The organism is Nocardioides lacusdianchii (assembly GCF_020102855.1).
GTDB classification, from domain to species: domain Bacteria; phylum Actinomycetota; class Actinomycetes; order Propionibacteriales; family Nocardioidaceae; genus Nocardioides; species Nocardioides lacusdianchii.
On sequence record NZ_JADHZD010000008.1, the window covers coordinates 23,363 to 46,705 of the forward strand.

General features: G+C 72.7%; 26 protein-coding genes, 1 tRNA gene and 1 riboswitch. Of the genes, 11 read left to right on the forward strand and 16 right to left on the reverse strand.

The genetic code is table 11. The features are described 5' to 3' along the window. Positions 1-69 precede the first annotated feature (69 nt). On the reverse strand, positions 70-615 hold the full coding sequence (locus tag IRX98_RS12735) for an SseB family protein (RefSeq protein WP_224277279.1): 546 nt from the start codon (positions 613-615) through the stop codon (positions 70-72). 46 nt (positions 616-661) lie between these two features. Here IRX98_RS12735 and IRX98_RS12740 point away from each other — a divergent pair, with 46 nt between their 5' ends. From IRX98_RS12740 to IRX98_RS12755, 4 genes are read left to right on the forward strand one after another with little or no spacing between them, the layout of a single operon-like run. Further along, entirely contained in the window at positions 662-1,117 is a 456-nt protein-coding gene (locus IRX98_RS12740; RefSeq protein ID WP_224277281.1) for a hypothetical protein, read from the forward strand. Next, a complete protein-coding gene (locus tag IRX98_RS12745; RefSeq protein ID WP_224277283.1) occupies positions 1,114-2,331 on the forward strand; it encodes an amino acid deaminase/aldolase in 1,218 nt (405 codons plus the stop codon). The genes IRX98_RS12740 and IRX98_RS12745 overlap by 4 nt, the downstream gene beginning before the upstream one ends. Continuing rightward, positions 2,321-2,911, forward strand: a complete 591-nt coding sequence (locus IRX98_RS12750) for a nucleoside/nucleotide kinase family protein (RefSeq protein WP_224277285.1) — start codon at positions 2,321-2,323, stop codon at positions 2,909-2,911. Before IRX98_RS12745 ends, IRX98_RS12750 begins: the two co-directional genes overlap by 11 nt. Before the next feature lie 23 nt (positions 2,912-2,934). Next, positions 2,935-3,849 carry an aldose 1-epimerase family protein gene (locus IRX98_RS12755; RefSeq protein WP_224277287.1) on the forward strand — a complete coding sequence of 305 codons (915 nt, stop codon included), beginning with the start codon at positions 2,935-2,937 and terminating at the stop codon, positions 3,847-3,849. Here the strand turns inward: IRX98_RS12755 and IRX98_RS12760 are convergent. The 3 genes from IRX98_RS12760 to IRX98_RS12770 are packed head-to-tail and all read right to left on the reverse strand — an operon-like array spanning position 3,846 to position 5,398. Further along, a complete protein-coding gene (locus IRX98_RS12760) occupies positions 3,846-4,298 on the reverse strand; it encodes a PH domain-containing protein (RefSeq protein ID WP_224277289.1) in 453 nt (150 codons plus the stop codon). The genes IRX98_RS12755 and IRX98_RS12760 overlap by 4 nt on opposite strands. Further along, complete coding sequence (gene hisG / locus IRX98_RS12765) at positions 4,282-5,127, reverse strand: ATP phosphoribosyltransferase (protein WP_224277291.1); 846 nt, start codon at positions 5,125-5,127, stop codon at positions 4,282-4,284. Before hisG ends, IRX98_RS12760 begins: the two co-directional genes overlap by 17 nt. A gap of 7 nt (positions 5,128-5,134) precedes the next feature. After that, complete coding sequence (locus IRX98_RS12770; RefSeq protein WP_224277293.1) at positions 5,135-5,398, reverse strand: phosphoribosyl-ATP diphosphatase; 264 nt, start codon at positions 5,396-5,398, stop codon at positions 5,135-5,137. A 106-nt stretch (positions 5,399-5,504) separates the two neighbouring features. On the opposite strand from IRX98_RS12770, the gene IRX98_RS12775 reads away from it, so the two are divergent. After that, complete coding sequence (locus IRX98_RS12775) at positions 5,505-5,780, forward strand: DUF3072 domain-containing protein (RefSeq protein ID WP_224277295.1); 276 nt, start codon at positions 5,505-5,507, stop codon at positions 5,778-5,780. Between the two features lie 10 nt (positions 5,781-5,790). Here the strand turns inward: IRX98_RS12775 and ribH are convergent, their stop codons facing one another. The 6 genes from ribH to IRX98_RS12805 form a co-directional block, all read right to left on the reverse strand. Continuing rightward, on the reverse strand, positions 5,791-6,270 hold the full coding sequence (gene ribH / locus IRX98_RS12780) for a 6,7-dimethyl-8-ribityllumazine synthase (RefSeq protein ID WP_224277297.1): 480 nt from the start codon (positions 6,268-6,270) through the stop codon (positions 5,791-5,793). Next, complete coding sequence (locus IRX98_RS12785; RefSeq protein WP_224277299.1) at positions 6,267-7,532, reverse strand: bifunctional 3,4-dihydroxy-2-butanone-4-phosphate synthase/GTP cyclohydrolase II; 1,266 nt, start codon at positions 7,530-7,532, stop codon at positions 6,267-6,269. Before IRX98_RS12785 ends, ribH begins: the two co-directional genes overlap by 4 nt. Next, positions 7,529-8,227, reverse strand: a complete 699-nt coding sequence (gene pnuC / locus IRX98_RS12790) for a nicotinamide riboside transporter PnuC (RefSeq protein ID WP_372456086.1) — start codon at positions 8,225-8,227, stop codon at positions 7,529-7,531. The genes IRX98_RS12785 and pnuC overlap by 4 nt, the downstream gene beginning before the upstream one ends. After that, complete coding sequence (locus IRX98_RS12795) at positions 8,224-8,853, reverse strand: riboflavin synthase (RefSeq protein WP_224277303.1); 630 nt, start codon at positions 8,851-8,853, stop codon at positions 8,224-8,226. Before IRX98_RS12795 ends, pnuC begins: the two co-directional genes overlap by 4 nt. Further along, positions 8,853-9,908: a bifunctional diaminohydroxyphosphoribosylaminopyrimidine deaminase/5-amino-6-(5-phosphoribosylamino)uracil reductase RibD gene (ribD, locus tag IRX98_RS12800; RefSeq protein ID WP_224277305.1), complete on the reverse strand. Its 1,056-nt coding sequence runs from the start codon at positions 9,906-9,908 to the stop codon at positions 8,853-8,855. The genes IRX98_RS12795 and ribD overlap by 1 nt, the downstream gene beginning before the upstream one ends. An 82-nt stretch (positions 9,909-9,990) precedes the next feature. Beyond that, positions 9,991-10,120: riboswitch (FMN riboswitch) on the reverse strand. A gap of 128 nt (positions 10,121-10,248) precedes the next feature. After that, the gene (locus IRX98_RS12805; RefSeq protein WP_224277307.1) at positions 10,249-11,592 is read right to left on the reverse strand and encodes a M20/M25/M40 family metallo-hydrolase; all 1,344 of its coding nucleotides are present in this window, start codon (positions 11,590-11,592) and stop codon (positions 10,249-10,251) included. Positions 11,593-11,672: 80 nt separating this feature from the next. Here IRX98_RS12805 and IRX98_RS12810 point away from each other — a divergent pair. Beyond that, positions 11,673-11,761 (forward strand) — tRNA-Leu (locus tag IRX98_RS12810). Positions 11,762-11,825: 64 nt separating this feature from the next. Here the strand turns inward: IRX98_RS12810 and ppk2 are convergent. Together ppk2 and IRX98_RS12820 are read right to left on the reverse strand one after the other, a co-directional pair. Next, a complete protein-coding gene (gene ppk2, locus IRX98_RS12815; protein WP_224277309.1) occupies positions 11,826-12,809 on the reverse strand; it encodes a polyphosphate kinase 2 in 984 nt (327 codons plus the stop codon). A gap of 78 nt (positions 12,810-12,887) precedes the next feature. Continuing rightward, a complete protein-coding gene (locus IRX98_RS12820; protein WP_224277311.1) occupies positions 12,888-13,406 on the reverse strand; it encodes a VanZ family protein in 519 nt (172 codons plus the stop codon). On the opposite strand from IRX98_RS12820, the gene IRX98_RS12825 reads away from it, so the two are divergent. Next, positions 13,405-15,078 carry a bifunctional 3'-5' exonuclease/DNA polymerase gene (locus IRX98_RS12825; RefSeq protein WP_224277313.1) on the forward strand — a complete coding sequence of 558 codons (1,674 nt, stop codon included), beginning with the start codon at positions 13,405-13,407 and terminating at the stop codon, positions 15,076-15,078. The genes IRX98_RS12820 and IRX98_RS12825 overlap by 2 nt on opposite strands. Before the next feature lie 92 nt (positions 15,079-15,170). After that, positions 15,171-15,674, forward strand: a complete 504-nt coding sequence (locus tag IRX98_RS12830; RefSeq protein WP_224277315.1) for a flavodoxin family protein — start codon at positions 15,171-15,173, stop codon at positions 15,672-15,674. 3 nt (positions 15,675-15,677) lie between these two features. On the opposite strand, the gene IRX98_RS12835 is transcribed toward IRX98_RS12830, so the two are convergent. Beyond that, positions 15,678-16,346 (reverse strand): hypothetical protein, encoded by a 669-nt coding sequence (locus IRX98_RS12835; RefSeq protein ID WP_224277317.1) that lies wholly within the window; start codon positions 16,344-16,346, stop codon positions 15,678-15,680. Positions 16,347-16,525: 179 nt separating this feature from the next. Here IRX98_RS12835 and IRX98_RS12840 point away from each other — a divergent pair, with 179 nt between their 5' ends. Together IRX98_RS12840 and IRX98_RS12845 are read left to right on the forward strand one after the other, a co-directional pair. Continuing rightward, a complete protein-coding gene (locus IRX98_RS12840; protein WP_224277319.1) occupies positions 16,526-18,259 on the forward strand; it encodes a BCCT family transporter in 1,734 nt (577 codons plus the stop codon). A 25-nt stretch (positions 18,260-18,284) separates the two neighbouring features. Next, a complete protein-coding gene (locus IRX98_RS12845) occupies positions 18,285-18,866 on the forward strand; it encodes a LysR substrate-binding domain-containing protein (RefSeq protein ID WP_224277321.1) in 582 nt (193 codons plus the stop codon). Between the two features lie 30 nt (positions 18,867-18,896). On the opposite strand, the gene IRX98_RS12850 is transcribed toward IRX98_RS12845, so the two are convergent. Together IRX98_RS12850 and IRX98_RS12855 are read right to left on the reverse strand one after the other, a co-directional pair. Continuing rightward, entirely contained in the window at positions 18,897-19,562 is a 666-nt protein-coding gene (locus IRX98_RS12850; protein ID WP_224277323.1) for a sulfotransferase family protein, read from the reverse strand. Position 19,563: 1 nt separating this feature from the next. Then, on the reverse strand, positions 19,564-20,997 hold the full coding sequence (locus IRX98_RS12855) for a GuaB1 family IMP dehydrogenase-related protein (RefSeq protein ID WP_224277325.1): 1,434 nt from the start codon (positions 20,995-20,997) through the stop codon (positions 19,564-19,566). Positions 20,998-21,080: 83 nt separating this feature from the next. Between IRX98_RS12855 and IRX98_RS12860 the strand changes: the two genes are divergently transcribed. Then, positions 21,081-21,827: a hypothetical protein gene (locus tag IRX98_RS12860; RefSeq protein ID WP_224277326.1), complete on the forward strand. Its 747-nt coding sequence runs from the start codon at positions 21,081-21,083 to the stop codon at positions 21,825-21,827. Here IRX98_RS12860 and IRX98_RS12865 read toward each other — a convergent pair. After that, positions 21,818-23,260 (reverse strand): pyridoxal phosphate-dependent decarboxylase family protein, encoded by a 1,443-nt coding sequence (locus IRX98_RS12865; protein WP_224277327.1) that lies wholly within the window; start codon positions 23,258-23,260, stop codon positions 21,818-21,820. The genes IRX98_RS12860 and IRX98_RS12865 overlap by 10 nt on opposite strands. Between the last annotated feature and the right edge of the window lie 83 nt (positions 23,261-23,343).

A 23,343-nucleotide genomic window follows, 5' to 3' on the forward strand; every position in this document is an offset into this window, starting at 1 on the left:
CGCTTGGCGGGATCGGCGCCACCGTGGATCTGTGGTGGCACTGATCGGTCAACACGGAAGGTTAGCCGATCATTCCGTCGAGGGGCCAATCCAGCCGAACCCCTGCCCGACGCCCACCAGGCGCCAGCCCGCGGCCAGCCGGGTGAGGTCCTCGCCGTCGACGACGTACGTCGCGGGTCCGGCGAGGTCGACGAGCAGCGCCTCGGCACCGTCCTGGACCGCAGCGGTCGCGGCGGTGGCGGTGGTGACGGGCACCGGGCGGGCGGTCGGGTCCCACCGCGCCATGGTCTCCGTGGAGGTGAAGGCCAGCAACCCCGTGCTGCCGTCCGCGGCCTGCACCAGCACGGCCGCCATGTCGGACGACTTGTCGTGGGCGAGGCCCCGAGCGTCGTGCTCCACCTCGCCGAGGACCGCGACCACCGGCACGAGGAGCCGGGAGTCCTGCAGGGTGGCGAGCACGGCTCCCGAGCTCGCCCGTCCGGCGACGTGGTCGGCCAGTGCCCGGCCCACGCGCGGGTCGGCCTCGCCGCGGTCGTCGGCGAAGCCGGGGTCCGGGATCGTCCGGACCGGCTCGTCCGGGGCGGCGGTCTGGGGTCGCGGGTCGTCGTGGGGCACACCCTCATTCTCCCGGAGGTGTGGCGCGCTGTGGGACTCTGGGGCCGTGGATGGGACTACGTGGGCCGCTCTGACCGCCGCACTCACCGTCGCGGGAGGCATCTGGACGTGGATCGCTTTCCGACGCCGGGGCGCGGTCAACGGGCTGCGCGCGCTCGGCTTCACGCTCCTGCCTGCTGCCGCGTGGCTCACCGGGACCCTGGAGGTCGTGGTCGAGATCGCGGGATCGGTCACCGACTGGGCCACCGGGCTGGTCTTCGACGTCTTCACGTGGGCAGGCGTGGGCCTGGCAGGCCTCGCCGTCGTCCTGTTCGTGGTCAGTGGCTTCCTGCGCGACCGCCAGCTCGGCCGCGCCCAGGCCGGGGGCAGCGCCCCGAGCCGGGACCGCAAGGCCCCGGACGCCCTCCCCCGCTCGTCTGCGTCCGGTGCCGCAGGGCGCTCCCCGGTGGACGACGACCTGGCCGACATCGAGGCGCTGCTGCGCAAGCGGGGCATCGAGTGAGCGACCACCTCGTCGGGCGCAACCGGTTGTGGGCGCGGCTCGACCAGGCGGTCGCTGCCCTGCCCGAGCCGCCGTCCACCCCGATCGCTGTCGTGGACCTCGACGCGTTCGACGCCAACGCCGACGACCTCGTGCGCCGTGCCGGGGGCAAGCCGCTGCGGGTCGCGTCCAAGTCGTTGCGGGTCCCGGCGCTCATCCGGCGCGCCCTGGCCCACGACGGCTTCTCCGGCGTCCTGGCCTTCACCGTCGCCGAGGCGCTGTGGCTGCACGAGACCGGCGTCAGCGACGACATCGTCGTGGCCTACCCGTCGGTCGACGTCGCGGCACTGCGCCGCCTCCTCGCCTCCCCTTCTGCCGCAGCCGCGATCACCCTGATGGTCGACGACCCTGCGCACCTCGACGTCGTCGACGCAGCACGGGACTCCCACGACGTGCAGGTCCGCATCGCACTCGACCTCGACGCAGGACTGCGCCTCGGCGGTCAGCACATCGGTCCCAAGCGCTCCCCGCTGTTCGACACCGCCGACGTCGTGGCCCTGGCACGGCGGGTCGTCGAGCGCGACGGGTTCCGTCTCGTCGGCGTGATGACCTACGAGGGGCAGGTCGCCGGCGTGCAGGACGACGTCCCGGACCAGCGGACCAGGTCACTGCTCGTACGCCGCCTCAAGCAGGCATCGATGGCGCAGCTCGAGGTGCGACGACGCGAGATCGCCGAGGCACTGTCCCGTGTCGCCGACCTGGAGTTCTGGAACGGCGGCGGGTCCGGGTCCGTCGAGGCCACTGCCGCCGACGCCGCCGTCACCGAGATCGCCGCCGGGTCGGGACTGCTCGTGCCCGGGATCTTCGACCACTACGCATCCTTCGAGCCCCGCCCGGCGGCGTACTTCGGGCTGCGGGTGACCCGCAAGCCGACGCCGAACATGGCGACCGTGCACGGCGGCGGCCTCATCGCGAGCGGCGCGACCGGGGCGGACCGCTCCCCGGTGCCGTGGGCACCGCCGGGGCTGCACCTGACCGGGCTCGAGGGTGCCGGTGAGGTCCAGACGCCGCTCACCGGCCACCCCGCCGCACTGCTGCGGATCGGCGACCTGGTGTGGTTCCGCCACGCCAAGTCCGGCGAGCTCTTCGAGCACGTGCGCGACGTGCACCTGGTCCGGGACGCGACGGTCACCGAGGTCGTGCCGTCCTACCGCGGCTGCGACCGTGCCTTCTGACTCCAGCGCTGACTCCAGCGCTGGCTCCGGCACAGACCCCCGCACCACCGCCGGCCTCGTCGCCGGGCGCGTGCTCGACGCTCCGCCCACGCTCGGCACGGGGCGGCTGGTCTGCGTCGACGGGCCGGCCGGGTCGGGCAAGACCACCCTGGCGGCCGCGATCACCGACCTCGCCCCGCACGCGCACGTGGTGCACTGCGACGAGCTGCTCGAGGGCTGGCGCGGGCTCCCCGGCCTGGCCGGCTCGGTCGAGCGGCTGCTGGACCCGCTCGCAGTCGGCGAGGTCGGCCGGTGGCGCCGCTGGGACTGGGTCGCCGACGGCTGGGCCGAGTGGCACGCCGTGGCCCCGGGCGGACTGCTCGTGCTCGAGGGGGTGGGGTGCTGGTCGCCGGCCATCGCCCACCGGGTCGGTGTACTGGTCTGGGTCGAGGCCGCACCCGACCTCCGGCTCGAGCGGGGGTTGGCCCGCGACGGCGAGCACATGCGCCCGCACTGGGAGCAGTGGCGCACCGACGAGGAGCAGCTCTTCGCCCGGCTGCGGACCAGGGAACACGCGGACCTCGTCGTCACCACCGGCTGACGTCCGTCACTAGGGTGGCCGCCATGGTCCTCCCCAGCGGCGAGCAGTACGAGATCCGTGCGGCCGGCTACGTCGCCACCGTCACCGAGAGCGGCGCCGCGCTGCGGACCCTGTCGCACCACGGACGCGACCTGGTGGACGGCTTCGCCGAGACCGAGATGTCCGGCGGTGGTCGCGGGCAGCTGCTGATGCCGTGGCCCAACAGGATCCGCGACGGCCGCTACTCCTTCGGCGGTCGCGAGCACCAGCTGGGGCTCACCGACCCCACCCGCGGCAACGCCTCCCACGGGTTGGCCCGGTGGGCGTCGTGGACGCTCGAGGAGCACACCGGCACGTCGGTCTCGCTGGTCCATCGGGTGATGGCGCAGAGCGGCTACCCCTGGGCGCTCGACCTGCACGTGCTCTACGACCTCTCCGCCGACGGGCTCGTCGTCACCCAGACCGCCACGAACCTCGCGACCGAGCCGGCGCCGTACGCCAGCGGGGCGCACCCCTACCTCGCGGTCGGGGCCACCATCGAGGACCTCGAGCTGCGGCTGCCAGCGCACACCCGGCTGGTCGTCGACGAGCGGCAGCTGCCGACCGGCAGCGAGGCGGTCGCCGGGGCGTACGACTTCACGACCCCGCGCCGCATCGGCGACACCGTGCTGGACGACGGCTTCGGCGACCTCGAGCACGAGGACGGCCGCGCCACCGTCACCCTCCTCGACCCGCGGACCGGGCGCGGCGTCGCGCTGTGGGTCGACGAGCGCCACCGGTGGCTGCAGGTCTTCACCCCTCCCGCCGAGGGCGGACGTCCGGCGATCGCGGTCGAGCCGATGACGGCTCCCGCGGACGCGTTCAACTCCGGCACCGACCTGGTGACCCTCGCCCCCGCGGGGAGCTCCGGCGACGAGCTGTCGGTGTCGTGGGGCATCCACGCCCTCCAGCCGGCCTAGCGGTCGAGCAGCGCCCGCACCTGGCGTACGCCGTCGCGTGCGACCTTGCCGTCGGAGCCCTGGAAGGCCATCGCGGAGATCGTGGTGCCGTCGGCGAGGTCGAGCACGGCCCACGGCGCACCGGCGGGGAGGTGGATCGCCACGACCTGCTCCCACGCGAGGTGGCGCGTCCGGAAGCCGTTGACGACCACGAGGGCGTCCGGCTCCGCGGTGACGCGGGCGCGCCCCAGCGCCCAGCCGCACGCGGCCAGGCACCCGCCCAGCACCAGCAGCGTGAACCGCTGGAGCCAGGTGAAGCGGTCGCGCACGGACTCGTCGAAGCCGAACCACGCCGCCGCGCACACCACGAACAGCATCAGCCCGAAGCCGACCACCGCGTAGCGCACGCCCATCGGCCGCCAGGTGCGGGGCAGGTCGACGGGACCGACCGGGTCAGAGGCGGCAGGCATGGATGTCCGTGAGGAGGATGGCGCGCGCACCGATCGAGTAGAGCTCGTCCATCAGTCGCTGCGACCCGGCGCGCGGCACCATCACGCGCACCGCGACCCAGCCCGCCTTGCCCAGCGGGGAGATCGTCGGCCCCTCGCGCCCGGGTGCGAGCTCGGTCGCACGCGGGAGGTGGGCCTCCTCGATGTCGTAGTCCATCATCACGTAGCTGCGCGCCACCAGGACGCCCTCGATGCGACGGCGGAAGATCTCGAAGTCGTCGTGCACCACTCCACCGCGGGTGACCAGCACGGCCGCGGACTCGAGGATGATCTCGCCGAAGGTCGCCAGGCCGGCGGCGCGCAGGGTGGTGCCGGTCTCGACCACGTCGGCGATCACGTCGGCGACGCCGAGCTGGATGCTGGTCTCCACAGCACCATCGAGGCGCGTGACGGAGGCGTCGATGCCGTGGCGGAAGAGGTAGTCCTCGACCACGCCGACGTACGACGTCGCGATGCGCAGGCCGCGCAGGTCCTCCAGCGAGGAGTAGCGACCGGCGGGGCCGGCGAAGTGGAAGCGCGAGCGCCCGAAGCCGAGGTCCATCACCTCGTCGGCCTTGGCACCCGAGTCGAGCAGCAGGTCGCGGCCGGTGATGCCGACGTCGAGGGTGCCCTCGCCGACGTAGAGCGCGATGTCGCGCGGGCGGAGGTAGAAGAACTCGACGTCGTTCTCGGAGTCGACGAGCGCGAGCTCCTTGGAGTCGCTGCGCTGGCGGTAGCCGGACTCGCGCAGGATGTCGGTGGCTGCCTGGGACAGCGATCCCTTGTTGGGGACGGCGATGCGAAGGGTCATCAGTGGCTCACAGGTGTGCGTAGACGTCGTCGAGGGTCAGTCCGGAGGCGAGCATGAGCACCTGCGCGTGGTAGAGCAGCTGGCTGATCTCCAGCGCCGTGGCGTCCTTGCCCTCGTGCTCGGCGGCCATCCAGGACTCGGCGGCCTCCTCCAGCAGCTTCTTGCCGATGGCATGGACGCCGGCGTCGAGCTGGGCGACGGTGCCGGAGCCCTCGGGGCGCTCCACGGCCTTGGTGGACAGCTCTGCCCACAGCTCCTCGAACGTCTTCACGAGGGGCAAGCCTACGGCGCGGCACCACGCTCACCGTGACCGGTCCCGCCTGCGGACCACCCCACGGGAGGGTTGCCCGGGCCGGCGCCCGGGCTACAGTCGCAGCATGACTGAATCGAACATGCATTCGGACCCCGGCGCCACCGACGACCGGGCCGCTGACGCTCCGGCCTCTGACACCCTGGGCGGCCCCCAGGGGGACACCACCCGCAAGGACCCCGAGGAGTGGGTCACCGGCGACGAGCCGATGACCGGGGCGCAGCGCAGCTACCTCGACACCCTCGCCCGCGAGGCCGGCGAGGAGCTCCCCGGAGACCTCACCAAGGCGCAGGCCTCCGAGCACATCGACCGGCTCCAGGGCGCGACCGACCGCACGTCCTGACCGACCGCCCTCAGCGCCCGCGCAGTCCCTGCAGGACGCGCGCGGTGTCGAGGGCCGCCGCGGTGGCCTCCCACCCCTTGTCCTCCGACGAGCCGTCGAGCCCGGCCCGGTCGAGGGCCTGCTCCTCGGTGTCGCAGGTCAGCACGCCGAAGCCCACCGGGACCGCGTGCGTCACGCTCACCTGCGTGAGGCCGTCGGTCGCGGCCGAGCAGACGTAGTCGAAGTGGGGGGTGCCGCCGCGGATCACCACGCCCAGCGCCACCACGGCGTCGTACCCCTGCTGGGCAAGCGCTGCGGCGACCACGGGGAGCTCGAAGGTGCCGGGGACCCGGACCAGCTCCGGCTCGGTGACGCCGTACGCCGCCAGCGCGCGCTCTGCGCCGGCGACCAGTCCGTCCATGACCTGGGTGTGCCAGCTCGCCGCGACGACGGCGACCTTCAGCCCGCTCGCGTCGAAGGGCTGTGACGTGGGTGCTCCGGCGCCGCTCATGGGCGTCCTCCTTCGTGCAGGGGCTCGTCGCCGGCCAGGTCGGGCAGGTCGTGCCCCATCCGGTCGCGCTTGGTCAGCAGGTAGGCGAGGTTGTGGTCGTTGGGGTGCGGTGTGAGTGGCACCCGCTCGGCGACAGCGATCCCGAAGTCCTCCAGGCTGGCGGTCTTGGCGGGGTTGTTGGTCATCAGGCGGACCGAGGCGATCCCCAGGTCGCGCAGGACCTGGGTCGCGGTGCCGTAGTGGCGGGCGTCGGCGGGCAGGCCCAGGTCGAGGTTGGCGTCGACAGTGTCGCGCCCGCCGTCCTGCAGCTGGTAGGCCTGCAGCTTGGCGACCAGGCCGATGCCGCGGCCCTCGTGGCCGCGGAGGTAGACCACCACTCCCCTGCCCTCGGCGACGACCCGGGCGAGGGCCTCGTCGAGCTGGGGCCCGCAGTCGCACCGCTCGCTGCCGAAGACGTCGCCGGTGAGGCACTCGCTGTGCACGCGGGTCAGCACCGGCTCGTCGCCGCTGATGTCTCCGTGCACGAGCGCGACGTGCTCGCTGCCGTCGATGGTGATGCGGTAGCCGTAGGCGGTGAAGTCACCGTGACGCGTGGGCAGGCGCGTCTCCGCGACCCGCTCGACGTGGCGCTCGTGCCGACGGCGGTAGCGCACGAGGTCCTCGATCGAGATCATCGCGAGCCCGTGCTCGTCGGCGAACTCCCGCAGCTCGGGGCCGCGCTTCATGGTGCCGTCGTCGTTGACCACCTCGACGAGGACGCCGGCCGGCGTCAGGCCGGCCAGGACGGCGAGGTCGACGGCGGCCTCCGTGTGCCCGCGGCGCACGAGCACGCCGCCCTCGCGGTAGCGCAGGGGGAAGACGTGCCCGGGCCGGGTCAGCTCCCACGGCTCGGTCGCCGAGTCGGCCAACGTGCGCGCGGTGTGGGCGCGGTCCGCGGCGCTGATCCCGGTGCTGACGCCGTCGCGGGCGTCCACCGAGATCGTGTACGCCGTGCGCAGCTTGTCCTTGTTGTGCGGGGTCATCAGCGGGATCTCGAGCCGCTCCAGCATGTCGCCGGGCATCGGCACGCAGATCACGCCGCTGGAGTGGCGGATCGTGAAGGCCATCAGCTCGGGCGTCGCCTTGGCGGCGGCGAAGATGATGTCGCCCTCGTTCTCGCGGTCCTCGTCGTCGACGACGACCACGGCCCTGCCGGCCGCGATGTCGGCGACGGCGCGCTCGACGGGGTCGAGCCGGACCCTGCTGTCGGGAGTGGTGCTCATGCTGCGACGACCTCCTCGGTCTTCTCGGTGCCGCTGGTCTCGACGACGGTGCGGCTGGCGCGCAGCCAGACCACGAAGCCGATGACGACGAAGACGGCGTAGACGAGGTACATCCCCGCCGTGGGGTAGTAGCCGGCCTGGACGAGGGTGGTCACGCCGACGACGTCGACGAGGACCCAGACGAGCCAGAACTCCACCCACCCGCGGGCCATGCCGTAGGTCGCGAGCATGGAACCGGCCAGGATCCACGCCTCGGTGCTCGGGCCCCACGACCCGACCTGAAGGAGCACGACGTACGCCACGGCGTAGCCGACGACGCCGAGCACGAGCAGCTGGGCCCGCTCGGCACCGGTCGCCCACCGCGGGGCGATCGCGCCACCGTCCGAGGCGCCGCCGGCGTCACGCAGCCGGGACCAGCGCCACCAGCCGTAGAGCGAGACGGCCGCGAAGAACACCTGGCGGCCGGCCTGGCCCCACAAGGGCTCGGCGACCGCGCCGGAGAGCTCACCGGTCGCGAAGACGGTGAAGAGCAGGACGTTGCCGACCAGGCCGACCGGCCACGCCCACACCACGCGCCGCATCCCGAGGATCGCGCTGGCGAGGCCGAAGAGGTTGCCGACGACCTCCCGGGCGCTGAGCTCCCCGCCCGGCACCGGGATGGTGCCGTCGAGGAGCCATTCGATCAGGGGCATCAGGAGTCCTTCTGGATGTGGGCCGGGAGGTGGGTGGAGGAGTAGGCGCCCAGCAGCTTCTCGACGTGCTTGGCGATGACGTCGGCCTCGAGGTTGACCAGGTCGCCGGGGCGGCGGGTGCCGAGCGTGGTGCGGGCGAGCGTCTCGGGGATCAGGCTGACGGTGAAGGAGGACTCCCCCGCCTCGACGACGGTGAGGCTCACCCCGTCGACGGTGATCGAGCCCTTGTCCACGAGGTAGCGCGCGAGGTGGGCGGGCAGCGAGACCTCGACGACGTCCCAGTGCTCGCTGGGCGAGCGGGAGACGATCTCGCCGACGCCGTCGACGTGGCCCTGCACGATGTGGCCGCCGAGGCGCTTGTCGACAGTGACGGCGCGCTCGAGGTTGACCCGGTCACCGGGGGCTGCGCCGCGCAGCGAGGTCTTGTCGAGGGTCTCCTGCATCAGGTCGGCGGTCCACCGGCCCTCCCCGAGCTCGGCGACCGTGAGGCAGCAGCCGTTGACCGAGATCGAGTCACCCAGGATCGTGCCGTCGAGCACGGTGGACGCCTCGATGGTGAGGCGGATCGCGTCTCCCTGGTCGGCGACCTCGGCGATCGTGCCGAGCTCCTCGACGATTCCGGTGAACATCAGGCCCTCCTGGGGGTCGTGAGCGGCTTCATGGTCAGTCGCACGTTGGTGTCCTCGCCGTCGTGGCCCTGGAGCACGGCCACGTCGGTGACGTGCAGGTGCAGGGCATCGGCGATGGTGGTGATGCCGAGGTCCGCGACGGCGCTGGTCCCGGCGCCGAGCAGCATCGGCGCGACGTAGGCGACGACCTCGTCGACGAGGCCCGCGGACAGGAACGCGCGCGCGAGCGCGGGTCCGCCCTCGAGGAAGACGTGCTGGCGGTCGAGCTCGTGGAGCCGGGCCAGCGCCTCCTCGGGGTCGCGGGTGCGGAGGTGGACCGTCTCGGCGCGGTCGTTGAAGATCCGGCGGTCGGGCGCGAGGTCGCGCAACCCCATCACCGCGCGCAGCGGCTGCACAGCGACCGGCTCGTCGACCTCGTCACGGACGGTGAGCTCGGGGTCGTCGACCTCGACGGTCCCGGTGCCGACCAGCATCGTGTCGCAGAGCCCGCGCAGGCGGTGGGTGTCGAGCCGGGCGGCGCGGCTGGAGACCCAGCGGCTGGTGCCGTCGGGGGCTGCGCTGCGGCCGTCGAGGGTGGTGGCGAACTTCCACGTGACGAAGGGACGCCGGCGCGCGACGGCGAAGGTCCAGGCGCGGTTGATCGCCTGTGCCTCCTCGATCATCACGCCCCCGACGACCTCGATGCCTGCGTCGCGCAGCCGTCCCGCACCCCCCACGGCGACGGGGTTGGCGTCGGGTTGGGCGTAGACGACACGGCGTACGCCTGCTGCGACGAGCGCCTCGCTGCACGGTCCGGTGCGGCCGGTGTGGTTGCAGGGCTCGAGGGTGACGACGGCGGTCGCACCACGGGCGGCGTCACCGGCCTCCGCGAGCGCGGCGGCCTCGGCGTGGGCGGTGCCCGCGCCGCGGTGGAACCCCTCGGCGATCGTGGCGCCGTCGGGGTCGAGGAGCACGCAGCCGACGCGGGGGTTCGGACCGAGCGGCACTCCGGGGGTGACGGCGAGCACCAGCGCGCGCTGCATGGCGCGACGCTCCGCCTCGCTGGTCGTTGTCATCGCCGCCTCCGGTCCGTGGTGGGACTCCGGGGGGCGGGCGACGGCGTACGCCCCTCGCCGTGGCGGGAGGGCGTGGAGCCGTCAGCGTGCACTTCTCATCCGGACTGTGACCGTCGGTCCAGGAGTTCCACCTGGTCAACCGGCCACTGGATGTGGTCGGGTCGCGGACTGTGACCGCCGGTGCGGAATTTCACCGCCCCCAGAGCACGCAAGCTCTTCGTGGGCGCAACTGTGCCACAGCGCGGATGATTCCCTCACCGCTGTCCGGTCGTGACGTGTGCAACACCTGCCGAGAGGGTGGACGGCGCCGACTGGCACCGACGCAACGGCCCGCCGGAGGTCAGACCTGGTCGAGGAAGCGGTCGAAGACGCGCGCGCCGAACTCGAGCGCGTCGACCGGGACCCGCTCGTCGACGCCGTGGAACAGCGCGGTGAAGTCGAGCTCGGCGGGCAGGCGCAGGGGCGCGAAGCCGTAGGAGCGCAGGCCGAGCTTGCGGAAGTGCTTGGCGTCGGTGCCCCCGCTCATGAGGTAGGGGGCGACGAGGGCGTCGGGGTCCTCGGCGAGGAGGCTGCGGCTCATCGCAGTGACCAGGTCGCCGTCGTACGGCGTCTCCCACGGGTCCTGCTTGGACTCGAAGTCGAACTCGATGCCGTCGCCCGCGAGCTCGTGCAGGGTGGCGAAGAACTCGTCCTCGTAGCCGGGCAGGAAGCGGCCGTCGATGGTCGCGTGCGCCTCGGTGGGGATGACGTTGGTCTTGTAGCCGGCCTTGAGCATCGTCGGGTTGGCGGTGTTGCGGATGACCGCGCCGAGCATGCGCGCCGCGTCGCCGAACTCCTCGACGAGGGCCTCGGCGTTGTCCGGGGTCGCCTCGGTGCCGGCGAGCTCGCCGACGGTGGCCAGCAGCACCTCCATGGTGGGGGTGAGCCGCACCGGCCACTGGTGCGCGCCGATGCGCGCGACCGCACCGGCGAGCCGGGTGACTGCGTTGTCGTCGTTGATCATGGACCCGTGTCCCGCGCGGCCGCGGGCGGTCAGCCGCATCCACGCCATGCCCTTCTCGGCTGCCTCGATGAGGTAGACCCGACGCCCGCGGACCGTCGCGGAGAATCCGCCGACCTCACCGACGGCCTCGCTGCAGTCGGCGAACAGGTCGGCGTGCTGGTCGACCAGGATCCCGGCGCCGTGGTGGCCGCCCGCCTCCTCGTCGGCGGTGAAGCAGAGCACGACCTCGCGGTCGGGCGCGGCATCGGCGGCGGCGCGGGCCCGCACGACGCTGAGCAGCATCGCGTCGAAGTCCTTCATGTCGACCGCGCCGCGGCCCCAGACCTGGCCGTCCTTGATCTCACCGGCGAAGGGGTCGACCTGCCAGTCCGATGCCTCGGCAGGTACGACGTCGAGGTGCCCGTGCAGCAGCAGCGGGGCACGGCCGTCGCCGCCGCCCCAGCGCGCCACGACGTTGGCCCGGCCCGGTCGGCCCTCGATGATCCGGCTCTCGATGCCGACCTCGTCGAGCAGCGTGGCGACGTGCTCGGCGGCCTTGCGCTCCCCCGGACCGTCGTCGGTGCCGTAGTTGGAGGTGTCGATCGCGATGAGGTCCTGGCACAGCTGCACGACCTCCTTCGCAGGGTCGTACGAACGCTCCGGCGAGCTGACTGCCGAGGGGTCAGTGGGCACCTGTTCCATGCCGTCCATCCTGCCCCACGAGCAAGCAGCAGCCCCGATTCGTTGGTGGGGAGCCGCTTTGCTACTGTTTCCCAGCACTCGTCCGGGTGGCGGAATTGGCAGACGCGCTAGCTTGAGGTGCTAGTGCCCGTATTAGGGCGTGGGGGTTCAAGTCCCCCCTCGGACACCAGCTCGACACGCAAGCCCCAGGTCCCTGACCTGGGGTTTCGTCGTTGGCGGGGCGCCTGGACCGCTCACCTCCCCAGCGACTCGATCGGCGGGAAGAACCGGGCGGGGTCCTCGTCGTCCTCGTGGACGCGGGCAGCCGGGCCCACCAGGAGCGGGTCGGGGGTGCCCACGACGTCGTGGTCCTTCTGGGGGTAGTCCAGCTGCGAGAGCACCACCCGCATCGCCTCGAGGCGGGCGCGCTTCTTGTCGTTGGACTTGATCACCGTCCACGGCGCGTCACCGGTGTCGGTGTGGAAGAACATCGTCTCCTTGGCTTCGGTGTAGGCCTCCCACTTGTCGAGGCTCGCGAGGTCGGTCGGCGACAGCTTCCACTGGCGCACGGGGTCGGACGAGCGCGCGGCGAACCGCGCCGCCTGCTCGGCACGCGAGACCGAGAACCACAGCTTCACCAGGTGGATGTCGGCGTGCGTGAGCATCCGCTCGAAGTCCGGCGTCTCGCGCATGAAGTTGAGGTACTGGACGGGGGTGCAGTAGCCCATCACCCGCTCGACACCGGCGCGGTTGTACCAGGACCGGTCGAACAGCACGATCTCACCGGCGCTCGGCAGGTGGGCGACGTAGCGCTGGAAGTACCACTGCGACTTCTCCAGCTCGGTCGGCACGCTGAGCGCGACGAGCCGGGCGCCACGCGGGTTGAGGTGCTCCATGAACCGCTTGATCGCCCCGCCCTTGCCTGCGGCGTCGCGGCCCTCGAAGAGGATCGCCACCTTCTGCCCGGTGTCCCTGACGTGCGCCTGGAGCTTGAGCAGCTCGATCTGCAGCAACCGCTTGGTGCGCTCGTAGTCGCGGCGGCCGAGCTTCGAGGCGTACGGGTAGCCCTGGCGCCACGGAGGTACGCCGGCGGGGCCGGGCCGGTCGTCGGACTCCTCGCCCTCGCCGTGGAGCTCGTCGGTCAGGTCGCGGAGCTCGTCGAGCTCCTCCGCGTGGCCGGGGGTGCCGACCGGCACGCGCGGGGACAGGGTCGGGCCGTGGCCGTCGAGGGTCGCCATGACTCGACGCTAGGCAGCACGACCTCCCGCGGGGAGTGCCCATCGTCCCGACCGCGCGGGTACTTCGGCGGGTGCGGGTCAGCGGGCGCGGGCCTCGCGCCGCCGCCGGAGCGTGGCCGGGAGGGTGAGCACCAGCGCCAGGGCGACGCCGACGACCGTGCCGAGCGAGTTGGCCACGACGTCGCGCGGGTCCGGTACCCGTCCGGGGATCCCCCGCTGGACGTTCTCGATCACCGACGTCAGCACGACCCCCAGGCCGAGCGCGACGGGCCACAGCCGGGCGCCGACGAGCAGCAGGAGGAAGACCCCTACCGGCACGAAGAGCCCGATGTTGGCCAGGAACTCGACCCGGTCCACGTTCAGCCGGCTGGTCAGCGGGTCCAGGTCGGGATAGCGCTCCAGCCGGGCCAGGACGCGGGCGGCGAGGCCGTAGTAGTCGGGCTGCTCGGATGCGGGCGTCAGGGTGACGAGGCCGACGAACCCGAGGTAGGCCAGGGTCAGCAGGCTCAGGAAGGGATGTCGGTGCAGCACCTGACCATCATCCGGGTGGACCAAGTCGACCGCGTCGTCGGTGTCGTGGGAGAGGGTGTCCCCCATGACCCGGGTCCAGCTCTCCCGCCTGCCGGGCGAGCGCGTGCTCGTCACCGCTGGCGACGTCCAGCAGGAGCTCGACCTCGCCGCGCTGCCGGCGTACGTCCGCGCGCGCGAGGACGACCCGGCACAGACACCGAGGTGGGTCTGGGACGACACCGCGCGGTGGTATCCCCCGCTGCTGGCCGCCGGGGTGCGGGTCGCGCGCTGCCACGACCTGCGGCTGTGCCGGCGCCTGCTGCGCCGCGCCCCTGCAGTGGACGGACGCCTGCTCGACGGCGACGACTCTGCCCATTGGGACCGGCTGGGTCCGGCCGCGGCGCCGAGCCACCCCACGCTGTTCGCCGCCGACGACACCGCGGAGCACCTGCGCGCCGATGTCGAGGACGCCCGCCAGCTCGCGGCCGTCGCCGCGTGCGCGGAGGCGACCCGTCTCGGGCTGCTCCTCGCGGCGGAGTCCGCGGGAGCGCTGGCGGCAGCCGAGATGACGTACGCCGGCGTGCCGTGGCGCACCGAGCAGCACGAGCGGCTCCTGACCGAGCTGCTGGGTCCGCGACCCCTGCGCGACGCGCTCCCCCAGCGGCTCGACGAGGTGGTCGCCGAGGTCCGCCGCGCCTTCGGGGCCCCCGGCCTCAACCCCGAGTCCCGGACCGACGTGCTGGGCGCCCTGCGTCGGGCGGGCGTCGAGGTCCCCGACATCCGGGCGGCCACGCTCCGCCAGGTCGACCACCCGGCCATCGAGCCGCTGCTGCGCTACAAGAAGCTCGCGCACCTCTTCCAGACGAACGGCTGGGCGTGGCTCGACGAGTGGGTGAGCGACGGCCGGTTCCGTCCGTCCTACCAGCCGGCGGGCTCCTCGACGGGCCGCTGGTCCTCGAACGGCGGTGGTGCGTTGTCCTTCCCCGTCCAGGTGCGCTCCGCGGCGGTCGCCGACGAGGGGTGGGTGCTCGTGGTCGCCGACGTCGCGCAGCTCGAGCCGCGGGTCCTCGCCGGGATGAGCCACGACGGTGCCCTCGCTCGCGCCGCACAGGGCGCCGACCTCTACCAGGGGATGGTGGCCGACGGCGCCGTCGCGACCCGGCAGGACGCCAAGCTCGGACTGCTCGGCGCGATGTACGGCGCCACCAGCGGCGAGAGCGGACGCATGGTCGCCGGGCTCACCCGGCGCTACCCCGCCGCCTTCGCGCTGGTCGACGAGGCCGCACGCGCCGGCGAGCGCGGGCAGGTGGTCCGCACCCTCCTCGGGCGTGGCTCGCCCTCCCTGGGCGGCTCGTGGCAGGAGGAGCCCGACGAGCCCCCCTCCGACCTGCAGGCGCTCGACCGGCGACGGCGGGCCTATGGCAGGTTCACCCGCAACTTCGTCGTCCAGGGCACGGGTGCGGAGTGGGCGCTGTGCTGGATCGCCGACCTGCGCAACCGGCTCTGGCGACTCGGCAGCACCGGCGCGCTCGACGAGCGTCCGCACCTGGTCCTCTTCCTCCATGACGAGGTGGTGGTGCACACGCCTGCGGCGCTCGCCGACGACGTCGCCGCCGAGCTGGAGCAGGCTGCTGCGGGCGCGGGACGCCTGGTCTTCCGCGACTTCGCCGTGGACTTCCCCCTGAGCATCTCGGTGGTCTCGTCGTACGCCGACGCGGGCAAGGACAAGGACAAGGCCATGGACGAGAGCGGGACCTAGGTCCTCCGCCGCGGCGCCACTCGCCCCTGCGCAGCGCCGCACGCCTGCAGGAGGCTGGTGGTGGAGGCACCCTCGAGGAAGGACACCCCGTCATGACCACGCTCGTCGTGCACGAGTCCATGTTCGGCAACACCCGGGCGATCGCCGAGGCCATCGCCGCGGACCTGCCCGGCCACGTCGAGGTGGTCGACGTGACGGACGCACCCACACCGCTGCCGGCCCACGTCGACCTGCTCGTCGTCGGTGGCCCCACCCACGCCTTCTCCATGAGCCGGGCGGGCACACGACGCGACGCCGTCGGGCAGGGTGCGGCGCACGAGCACGAGGTCCGCGGCATCCGCGAGTGGCTCGGCGGCCTGCCCCGTACGCCGCACGTGGCCGTGGCAGCCTTCGACACCCGCGTCACCAAGGTGCGCCGGCTCCCGGGCTCGGCGGCACGGGCGGCCGGCAAGGTGATCGCGCGGCGCGGGCTCGGACGGGTGGTCGCCGTCGAGTCGTTCTACGTCGAGGACGTGTCCGGACCGCTGCTCGAGGGAGAGGTGGAGAGGGCACGGGCATGGGCGCGTTCGCTCGTCCCCGCCGCGCACCCGCGTTGAGCGCTACGACGCCCCGGTTGCGGCTGCCCCGGACCGAACTGCCGCGAACTCCCTGATCCGCGCAGCCACCTCCCGGTCGAGTCCCGCGCACAGGGCGTCGAGGTCGTCGACCAGGAAGGACTCCGCCCCGCACCAGTCGGACTTCACCACCCGCCCCTCGACGCACCAGTGCGTGTTGGTGGGGCGCCCCGCCACGACGAGCTGGATGCGCTCGGCCTCCACCGTGGACCCGTCCAGCAGCTCTGTCTCCTCGAAGCCGCGCCTGTGCAGCTCCGCTTCCTGCGTGGCCGCTCCGGGCTCGCTCTCGTCGAACTGGACGTACGACACGGTGTCCAGCTCGTCGTCGAGCATCTGCGCCAGCACCAGGTGCTCGCCGTACCCACCGACGGCGTCGGCGAGGTGCGGCGCCGGTGTCCCGTCGACGTGGACGCTGCCACCGGTGTCACGGGTGCCCGTGCGATGGCACTCCGAGCCGGGCGCGTCGTAGGTGAACCGCTCCCACCGCCGGACGTCACCGTCGTGGTCGACGACGTGGTCCACGAGGTAGACAGGAGCCTCGTCGCCCATCCTGAACACGGTGCGCGTCCGCAGGCTGCGGGAGCCCACGTGGCGGAGGATTGCGCCGCACCGACCGGCGTCCCCGTCGACGAAGGCGTGGTGGTCGGTCCTCATTGCGTCCCCCTCGATCCCGGCACCTCAGGACTGTTTCACAACCGCGGACACGAGGGGTCCCGGCGGCTCGCGGATCTCGGCGCCTCCAGGACGCCGAGGACCGTGAGAGTCCTCTCATCCTGAGCGCGACGGCGTACTCCCGGTTTGCGAGCAGCGGCGAATGTTGGTCTGGTCGACGGATGGCCACAGGAATCGAGCACCCCCGCGACCTGCCCACACCCGACCCCGTCGACGAGCCGCACCCGGCCCTCGACAGCGTGATCGACTCCAGCGTGCACCGGGAGTCGGGCCTGGACAAGCTCGTGTTCGGCGTCACCGCCGTCGTGAGCCTGGCCTTCCTCGTGTGGGGCTTCACCAGCACCAGCAGCCTCGCCGACGCCTCGGCTTCGGGCCTCGCATGGACGATGGAGAAGACCGGCTGGCTCTTCGTGCTGACCTCCAGCGCCTTCGTCGTGTTCGTGATCTGGCTGGCCCTGGGCAAGTTCGGCAACATCCCGCTGGGCCGCGACGACGAGCAGCCCGAGTTCCGGACCGTCTCGTGGATCGCGATGATGTTCAGCGCCGGCATGGGCATCGGGCTGATGTTCTACGGCGTCAGCGAGCCGATCACGCACTTCGCGACGCCGCCCCCGGGCACCGGCGAGGCCGGCAACCCCGAGGCCGCGCAGAACGCGATGGCCACCACGATGTTCCACTGGACCCTGCACCCGTGGGCGATCTACGCCGTCGTCGGCCTCGCGGTGGCGTACGGCGTCTACCGCAAGGGCCGTCTGCAGCTCATCAGCTCGGCCTTCGAGCCCCTGCTGGGCCGCCACGCCAACGGCCTCGGCGGCCGGGCGATCGACATGTTCGCCATCTTCGCCACGCTCTTCGGCTCCGCGACCTCGCTGGGCCTCGGCGCCCTCCAGATCGAGTCCGGCCTGCAGATCGTCGCCGGCCTCGGCGACACCGGCAACGCCGTCCTGGTCGGCATCATCGCCGTGCTCACCGCCGCGTTCGTGCTGTCCGCCGTCTCCGGCGTGGCCAAGGGCATCCAGTGGCTGTCCAACATCAACATGGTGCTCGCGATCGCGCTGGCGCTCTTCGTCTTCATCGTCGGTCCGACGGTCTTCATCCTGAACCTCGTGCCGACCTCCATCGGCAGCTACGTCGCCGACCTGCCGATGATGGCCGCGCGCACCGCCGCCGAGGGCAACGAGACCAGCGAGTGGCTCTCGGCCTGGACGGTCTTCTACTGGGCCTGGTGGCTCTCCTGGACGCCGTTCGTCGGCATGTTCATCGCCCGCATCTCGCGGGGTCGCACCATCCGGCAGTTCGTCACCGGCGTCCTCCTCGTGCCCAGCCTCGTCAGCGTCGTGTGGTTCTGCATCTTCGGCGGCGCGGCCATCGACCTGCAGAAGAACGGCACCGACATCGCCGGCGCGGGCGGGCTCGAGAACCAGCTCTTCAGCACCCTCGAGGCCTACCCGCTCGCCACGGTGTCGAGCATCGTGGTGATGGTGCTCGTCGGCATCTTCTTCGTCTCCGGCGCCGACGCCGCCTCGATCGTGATGGGCTCGCTCTCCGAGCGCGGCACGATCCACCCGAGCCGTCCGACCGTCATCTTCTGGGGCGTCGCGACCGGCGCCGTCGCCGCCGTGATGCTCCTGGTCGGCGGTACGGACGCGCTCAGCGGGCTCCAGACGATCACGGTCATCGCCGCCCTGCCGTTCGTGCTGATCATGATCGGCCTCGCCGTGGCCCTGGTGAAGGACCTGGCCCAGGACCCGCTGGTGGTGCGCCGCCAGTACGCCATCGAGGCCGTCGAGGCCGCGGTCATCACCGGCGTGACCGAGCACGGCGACGACTTCGTGCTGTCGGTCGAGAAGGCCGAGGTCGACAAGGCCGAGGTCGACAAGGACGTCAAGGCCTGAGCCGACGCACCGTAGGGTCGGGCGCATGATCGCCCCCCTGCGCATCGGCTTCGTCACCGGCGCGACCCCCGACAAGTGGGCGCGCAGCTGGCGCGACCAGCGGCGCGAGCCCCTGGAGCTCGTGCCGGTGACGGAGCCCGAGCAGCTGGACGGCGTGCTCGACGGAAGCCTGGACATGGCGCTGGTCCGGCTGCCCGCCGAGACCGACGGACTCCACTGCGTGCGCCTCTACGACGAGCTCCCGGTCGTCGTCGCCTCCCGGGACCACCTGCTGGCCGCCGCCGACGCGGAGGTGACCACCGCGGACCTGGCGGACGAGCAGCTCGTCCGCCCTCACGCGAGCGGGTGGCAGCCCGACGCCGAGCAGCTGGACTGGCCACCGATGACCGAGCGGGACGCCGTCGAGACCGTCGCCGCCGGCACCGGTGTCGTGGTGCTCCCGATGTCGGTGGCGCGGCTGCACCAGCGCAAGGACGTCGTCACGCGCGTCGTCACCGATCTCGCCCCCACCACGATCGCGCTCGTGTGGCGCATCGAGCGCGACGACGAGGTGACCCAGACCTTCGTCGGCGTCACGAAGGGGCGTACGGCGCGGTCCTCGCGCTGAGTCCGGTCCCGGCGCGGGAGTCCCGGCCGGTCAGTCGCGGTGCTTGCCCCGTCGGGAGTGGGGCGTGGCCATGACCTCGTGGACCTTCACCGGGTCGTAGTCCTCGCCGAGCCAGTCGAAGAGCCCGCGCAGCACCTCGGGGTCGGCGACGTAGTCGTCGTAGTGGACGCGGTGGACGGCGTCGCCCAGTCCCTCGGCCGCGCTGAGCATCCGCTCCTCGATGCGCTGCACGCGGCCGAGCGGGTCGTCCTTGTGGGTCCAGAAGTTGCTGGCGGCGACGTCCTCGAGGTTGCGGGTGTTGAGCACGAACCGCGCCCCGGGGAAGACCTGCCGGAGGAACTCGAGGTAGTCCGGGAGGTCCTCGTCGTACCACCGGATCTCCTTGTAGCCCGTGACCCGGGTGTCCGGCTCGGGGCGCAGGAGCGTCGCCTCGGCCAGCGCCCGGATGTGCTGGAGCGACACGTCCTCGGGGAACGCCTCGATGCCGAACCACGGGTGCGTGGGCTGGCTCGCGCGGCGTGCGTCGACTCGTGCCTTCTCCACCAGGCCGCTGCGGTGGAAGTCGTAGAGGTGGCGCATCGCGTGGCGGTTCTCCCCGCGCAGCAGCCAGCCCGGGATGGAGTTGAGGATGCCCATCAGCAGGGTCGAGCCCGACCTGCCGTAGGTCATCACGAAGACGTGCCGGAGCTCCCCCACGTCACCACGACCTGGCGAGCGGGCGGCCCTCGTGGAACCCCGCGGCGGACTGGACGCCGACCACGGCCCGGTCGTGGAGCTCGGCGAGGCTGGCGGCACCGGCGTAGGTGCACGCCGAGCGCACGCCCGAGCAGATCTGGTCGATGAGGTCCTCGACGCCGGGCCGGTCGGGGTCGAGGTACATCCGCGAGGACGAGATGCCCTCCTCGTAGAGGCCCTTGCGGGCCCGGTCGTACGACGACTCGCCGGAGGTGCGGTTGGCGACGGCCCGCGCCGAAGCCATGCCGAAGGACACCTTGAAGGGCCGGCCGTCGGCGTCGTGCATGAGGTCGCCGGGCGACTCGTGCGTGCCGGCGAACCACGACCCGATCATCACCGACGAGGCACCCGCGGCCAGGGCGAGCGCGACGTCGCGCGGGTGGCGTACGCCGCCGTCGGCCCAGACGTGCTTGCCGAGCTCGCGTGCGGCGGACGCGCACTCCAGCACGGCGGAGAACTGCGGTCGGCCCACTCCGGTCATCATCCGGGTCGTGCACATCGCGCCGGGTCCCACGCCGACCTTGACGATGTCGGCGCCGGCCTCGATGAGCGCGCGGGTGCCGTCGGCAGAGACGACGTTGCCCGCGACGACCGGGACCGTCGGGGACAGGCCGCGGACCGCCTTCAGGGCCTGGAGCATCCGGTCCTGGTGCCCGTGGGCCGTGTCGACGACGAGGCAGTCGACCCCTGCAGCGAGCAGCTCGCCCGCACGGGCCTCGACGTCGCCGTTGACACCGACGGCCGCGGCGATGCGCAGGCCCCCGCGTGCGTCGAGCGCCGGGGCGTAGAGGGTGGCGCGCAGCGCGCCGAGGCGGGTCAGCACCCCGATCAGCTCACCGGTCTCCGAGACGGCCACGGCCACGGGTGCCTTGGCACGCTCGATCGCGTCGTAGGCCTCACGCGGGTCGGTGGAGGCCGACACCGTCACCACGGCCGGGTTCATCACCTGCGACACCTGCGCGAAGCGGTCGACGTCGGCGCAGTCGGCCTCGGACACCACGCCCACGGGCCGACCGTCCTCGACGACCACGGCGGCGCGATGCGCGCGCTTCGGGATCAGCGACAGTGCCTCGGCGACCGTCTGGTCGGGGCGCAGCTCGATGGGGGTGTCGAAGACACGGTGGCGCTGCTTCACCCACGCCACGACGTCGGCGACCACCGGGATCGGGATGTCCTGCGGGATCACCGTGATGCCGCCGCGACGGGCCACTGTCTCGGCCATCCGGCGCCCCGCGATGGCGGTCATGTTGGCCACGACGAGCGGGAGCGTCGCCCCGGTGCCGTCGGAGGTGGCGAGGTCGACGTCGTACCTGCTCGCGACCGCCGAGTGCCGCGGCACCATGAAGACGTCGTCGTAGGTCAGGTCGTGCCCGGGCGGCGTGGTGAGGAACTGCACTGGCCGCACTCTACGCAACGGTCTCCCTGCCGAGCGGCAGTCCGACGTCGATGGTCCACACTGTCGGCCATGCTCCAGCTCGGGTGGACGACGTGATCGTCAGCGCGCCGCACGGACGCTCGTACGCCGTCCACCGCCGCTGGCTGCCGTGGCGCCAGCGGATCCCCGTCGACACGATCCTCCTCGTCACCGTCCTGGCCGGGCTCGAGCTGGCGCTGCGGGTGGCGCTCGTCCCGGTCGTCGTGCTGCTGCGCCTGCTCCGGGTCCTGCCGTGGGAGCTCGAGGTCAGGGACCTCGGCGCGCGTCGCGACGCCGCTGTCGTCTCACGAGAGCAGGTGCGCGGCTGGGCCGCGTCGCAGCAACGCCTGCGCGAGCTGGTCCGCGAGGTCCAGCACCAGAGCGTCGCGCCGGCACCGTCCGGCTTCACCGTCGTGCTGACGCGGGACGCGGTGTCGATGGGGGACGACGCCCATGACAACAGCCGCGTGCTCGTGCTGGACGACCGGACCGCGCACCCGACCGTGGCGACGCTCGTCACGGCCATCTGCAACGGGGGCAGGTGGATGAGCATCGAGGGCGCCCCGACGACGTGGGTGCTGCGCGAGGGCGACGTACGCCGCGGGCGGGGCCGGCCGCTCGCCGTGCTGGTACTCCACCGGGACCGGCAGGCGCCGGACGTGCACCCGGTGGTGGACACGTCCTTCCGCGTGGCCCGGGACGGGCGCTTCCACCTCGAGCACCTCGGCATCCAGGACGTCGAGCGGACGATCGAGATGGTCCGTCGCGACCCGGCCGGACGCCGCCCCCTCCGCGAGGACCGTCAGGCCTGAGCCGCGGCGGCTTCCTGCAGCGCCCGCCACGTGCGGTCGACGTCGGCCTCGGTGGTGCGCCAGCTGCCGACCGCCAGCCGGATCGCCGCGCGGCCCTCGACCGTGGTGTGGGAGAGGTACGCCTCGCCCGAGGCGTTGACCGCCTCCATCGCCGCGAGCGTCTGCTCGTCCCCGGCGCGCAACCGGAAGACCACCAGCGACAGCGACGGCTCGGTGACCATCTCGAAGCGGTCGTCCGAGGCCACGAGCGCGGCGACACGCTCGGCGAGGGCGATGCCACTGCGGATGTGGGCGCGAAGGCCCTCCAGTCCGTAGGTCCGCAGCACCGCCCACAGCTTGATCGCGCGGAAGCGGCGCCCGAGCTGCGGGTGCCAGTCGCGGTAGTCGACGACCTCGCCCGACTCGGTCGCGGCGTTGCGGAGGTACTCCGGCAGGATCGACAGCGCACCGGTGAGCGCCGCGCGGTCACGGACCCAGAAGGTGCTGCAGTCGAAGGTCGTGAGCAGCCACTTGTGCGGGTTGGTGACGAACGAGTCGGCCGCCTCGACCCCGGCCAGGAACCCGCGGTGCTCCGGGCAGACCGCAGCGACGCCCGCCCATGCGGCGTCCACGTGCAGCCACACTCCCCACTCGCGCACCCTCGCGGCCACCGCGTCCACGTCGTCCATCGCACCCGTCGAGGTCGAGCCCGCGGCGAGGTGCACCATCACCGGGCGCAGGCCGGCCTCCACGTCCTCGACGATCGCGTCGCGCAGGGCGTCGACGTCGATCGCCTGGGTGGCCGGGTCGACGGCGACTGTGCGCACCGCGCCCTCTCCCAGCCCGGCCATCATCGCGGCCTTCACCAGCGAGGAGTGGGCCTGCGTCGAGCCGTAGACCCGCCACGCCCCGCTGCCCACGCCGTCGGTGCGCACCGCTCCCCCACTCGCCCGGTGCAGCGCAGAGAGCAGCGCCGTGAACGTCGCCGTCGACGCGGTGTCCTGGATGACGCCGCCTCCGGCACTGTCGCTGCGGAAGCCGTCGGGCAGGCCGAGCGCCTCGGCGAACCAGTCGAGGACGACCTGCTCGACCTCGGTGACCGCCGGGCTGGTGGCCCAGATCATCCCCTGCGCGCCGATGCCGCTGGAGAGCAGGTCACCGAGGATGGCGGCCGGCGAGGAGTTGGCCGGGAAGTAGGCGAAGAACCGCGGGTGCTGCCAGTGGGTGAGCCCGGGCACGACGACACGATCGAGGTCGGCCAGCACATCGTCGAACGGCTCCCCCTGCTCGGGAGCCGACGCGGGCAGCTGGCGGCGTACGTCGCCGGGCGCGACCTGGGCGCGCACCGGAAGGTCGTCGAGCGAGGCCCAGTAGTCGGCGATCCAGTCGATGGCCGCGTGGCCGTGACGACGGAACTCCTCGGGCGACATGTGGCCGGCGTGCTCCTCTGGCATGGCCCGAACGTACCGGGCGGGTCGGGTGCGCGTACTCAGCGCAGGTCGGGTAGCCGGCCGGGTCCGCAGGGGCAACGGCGTCA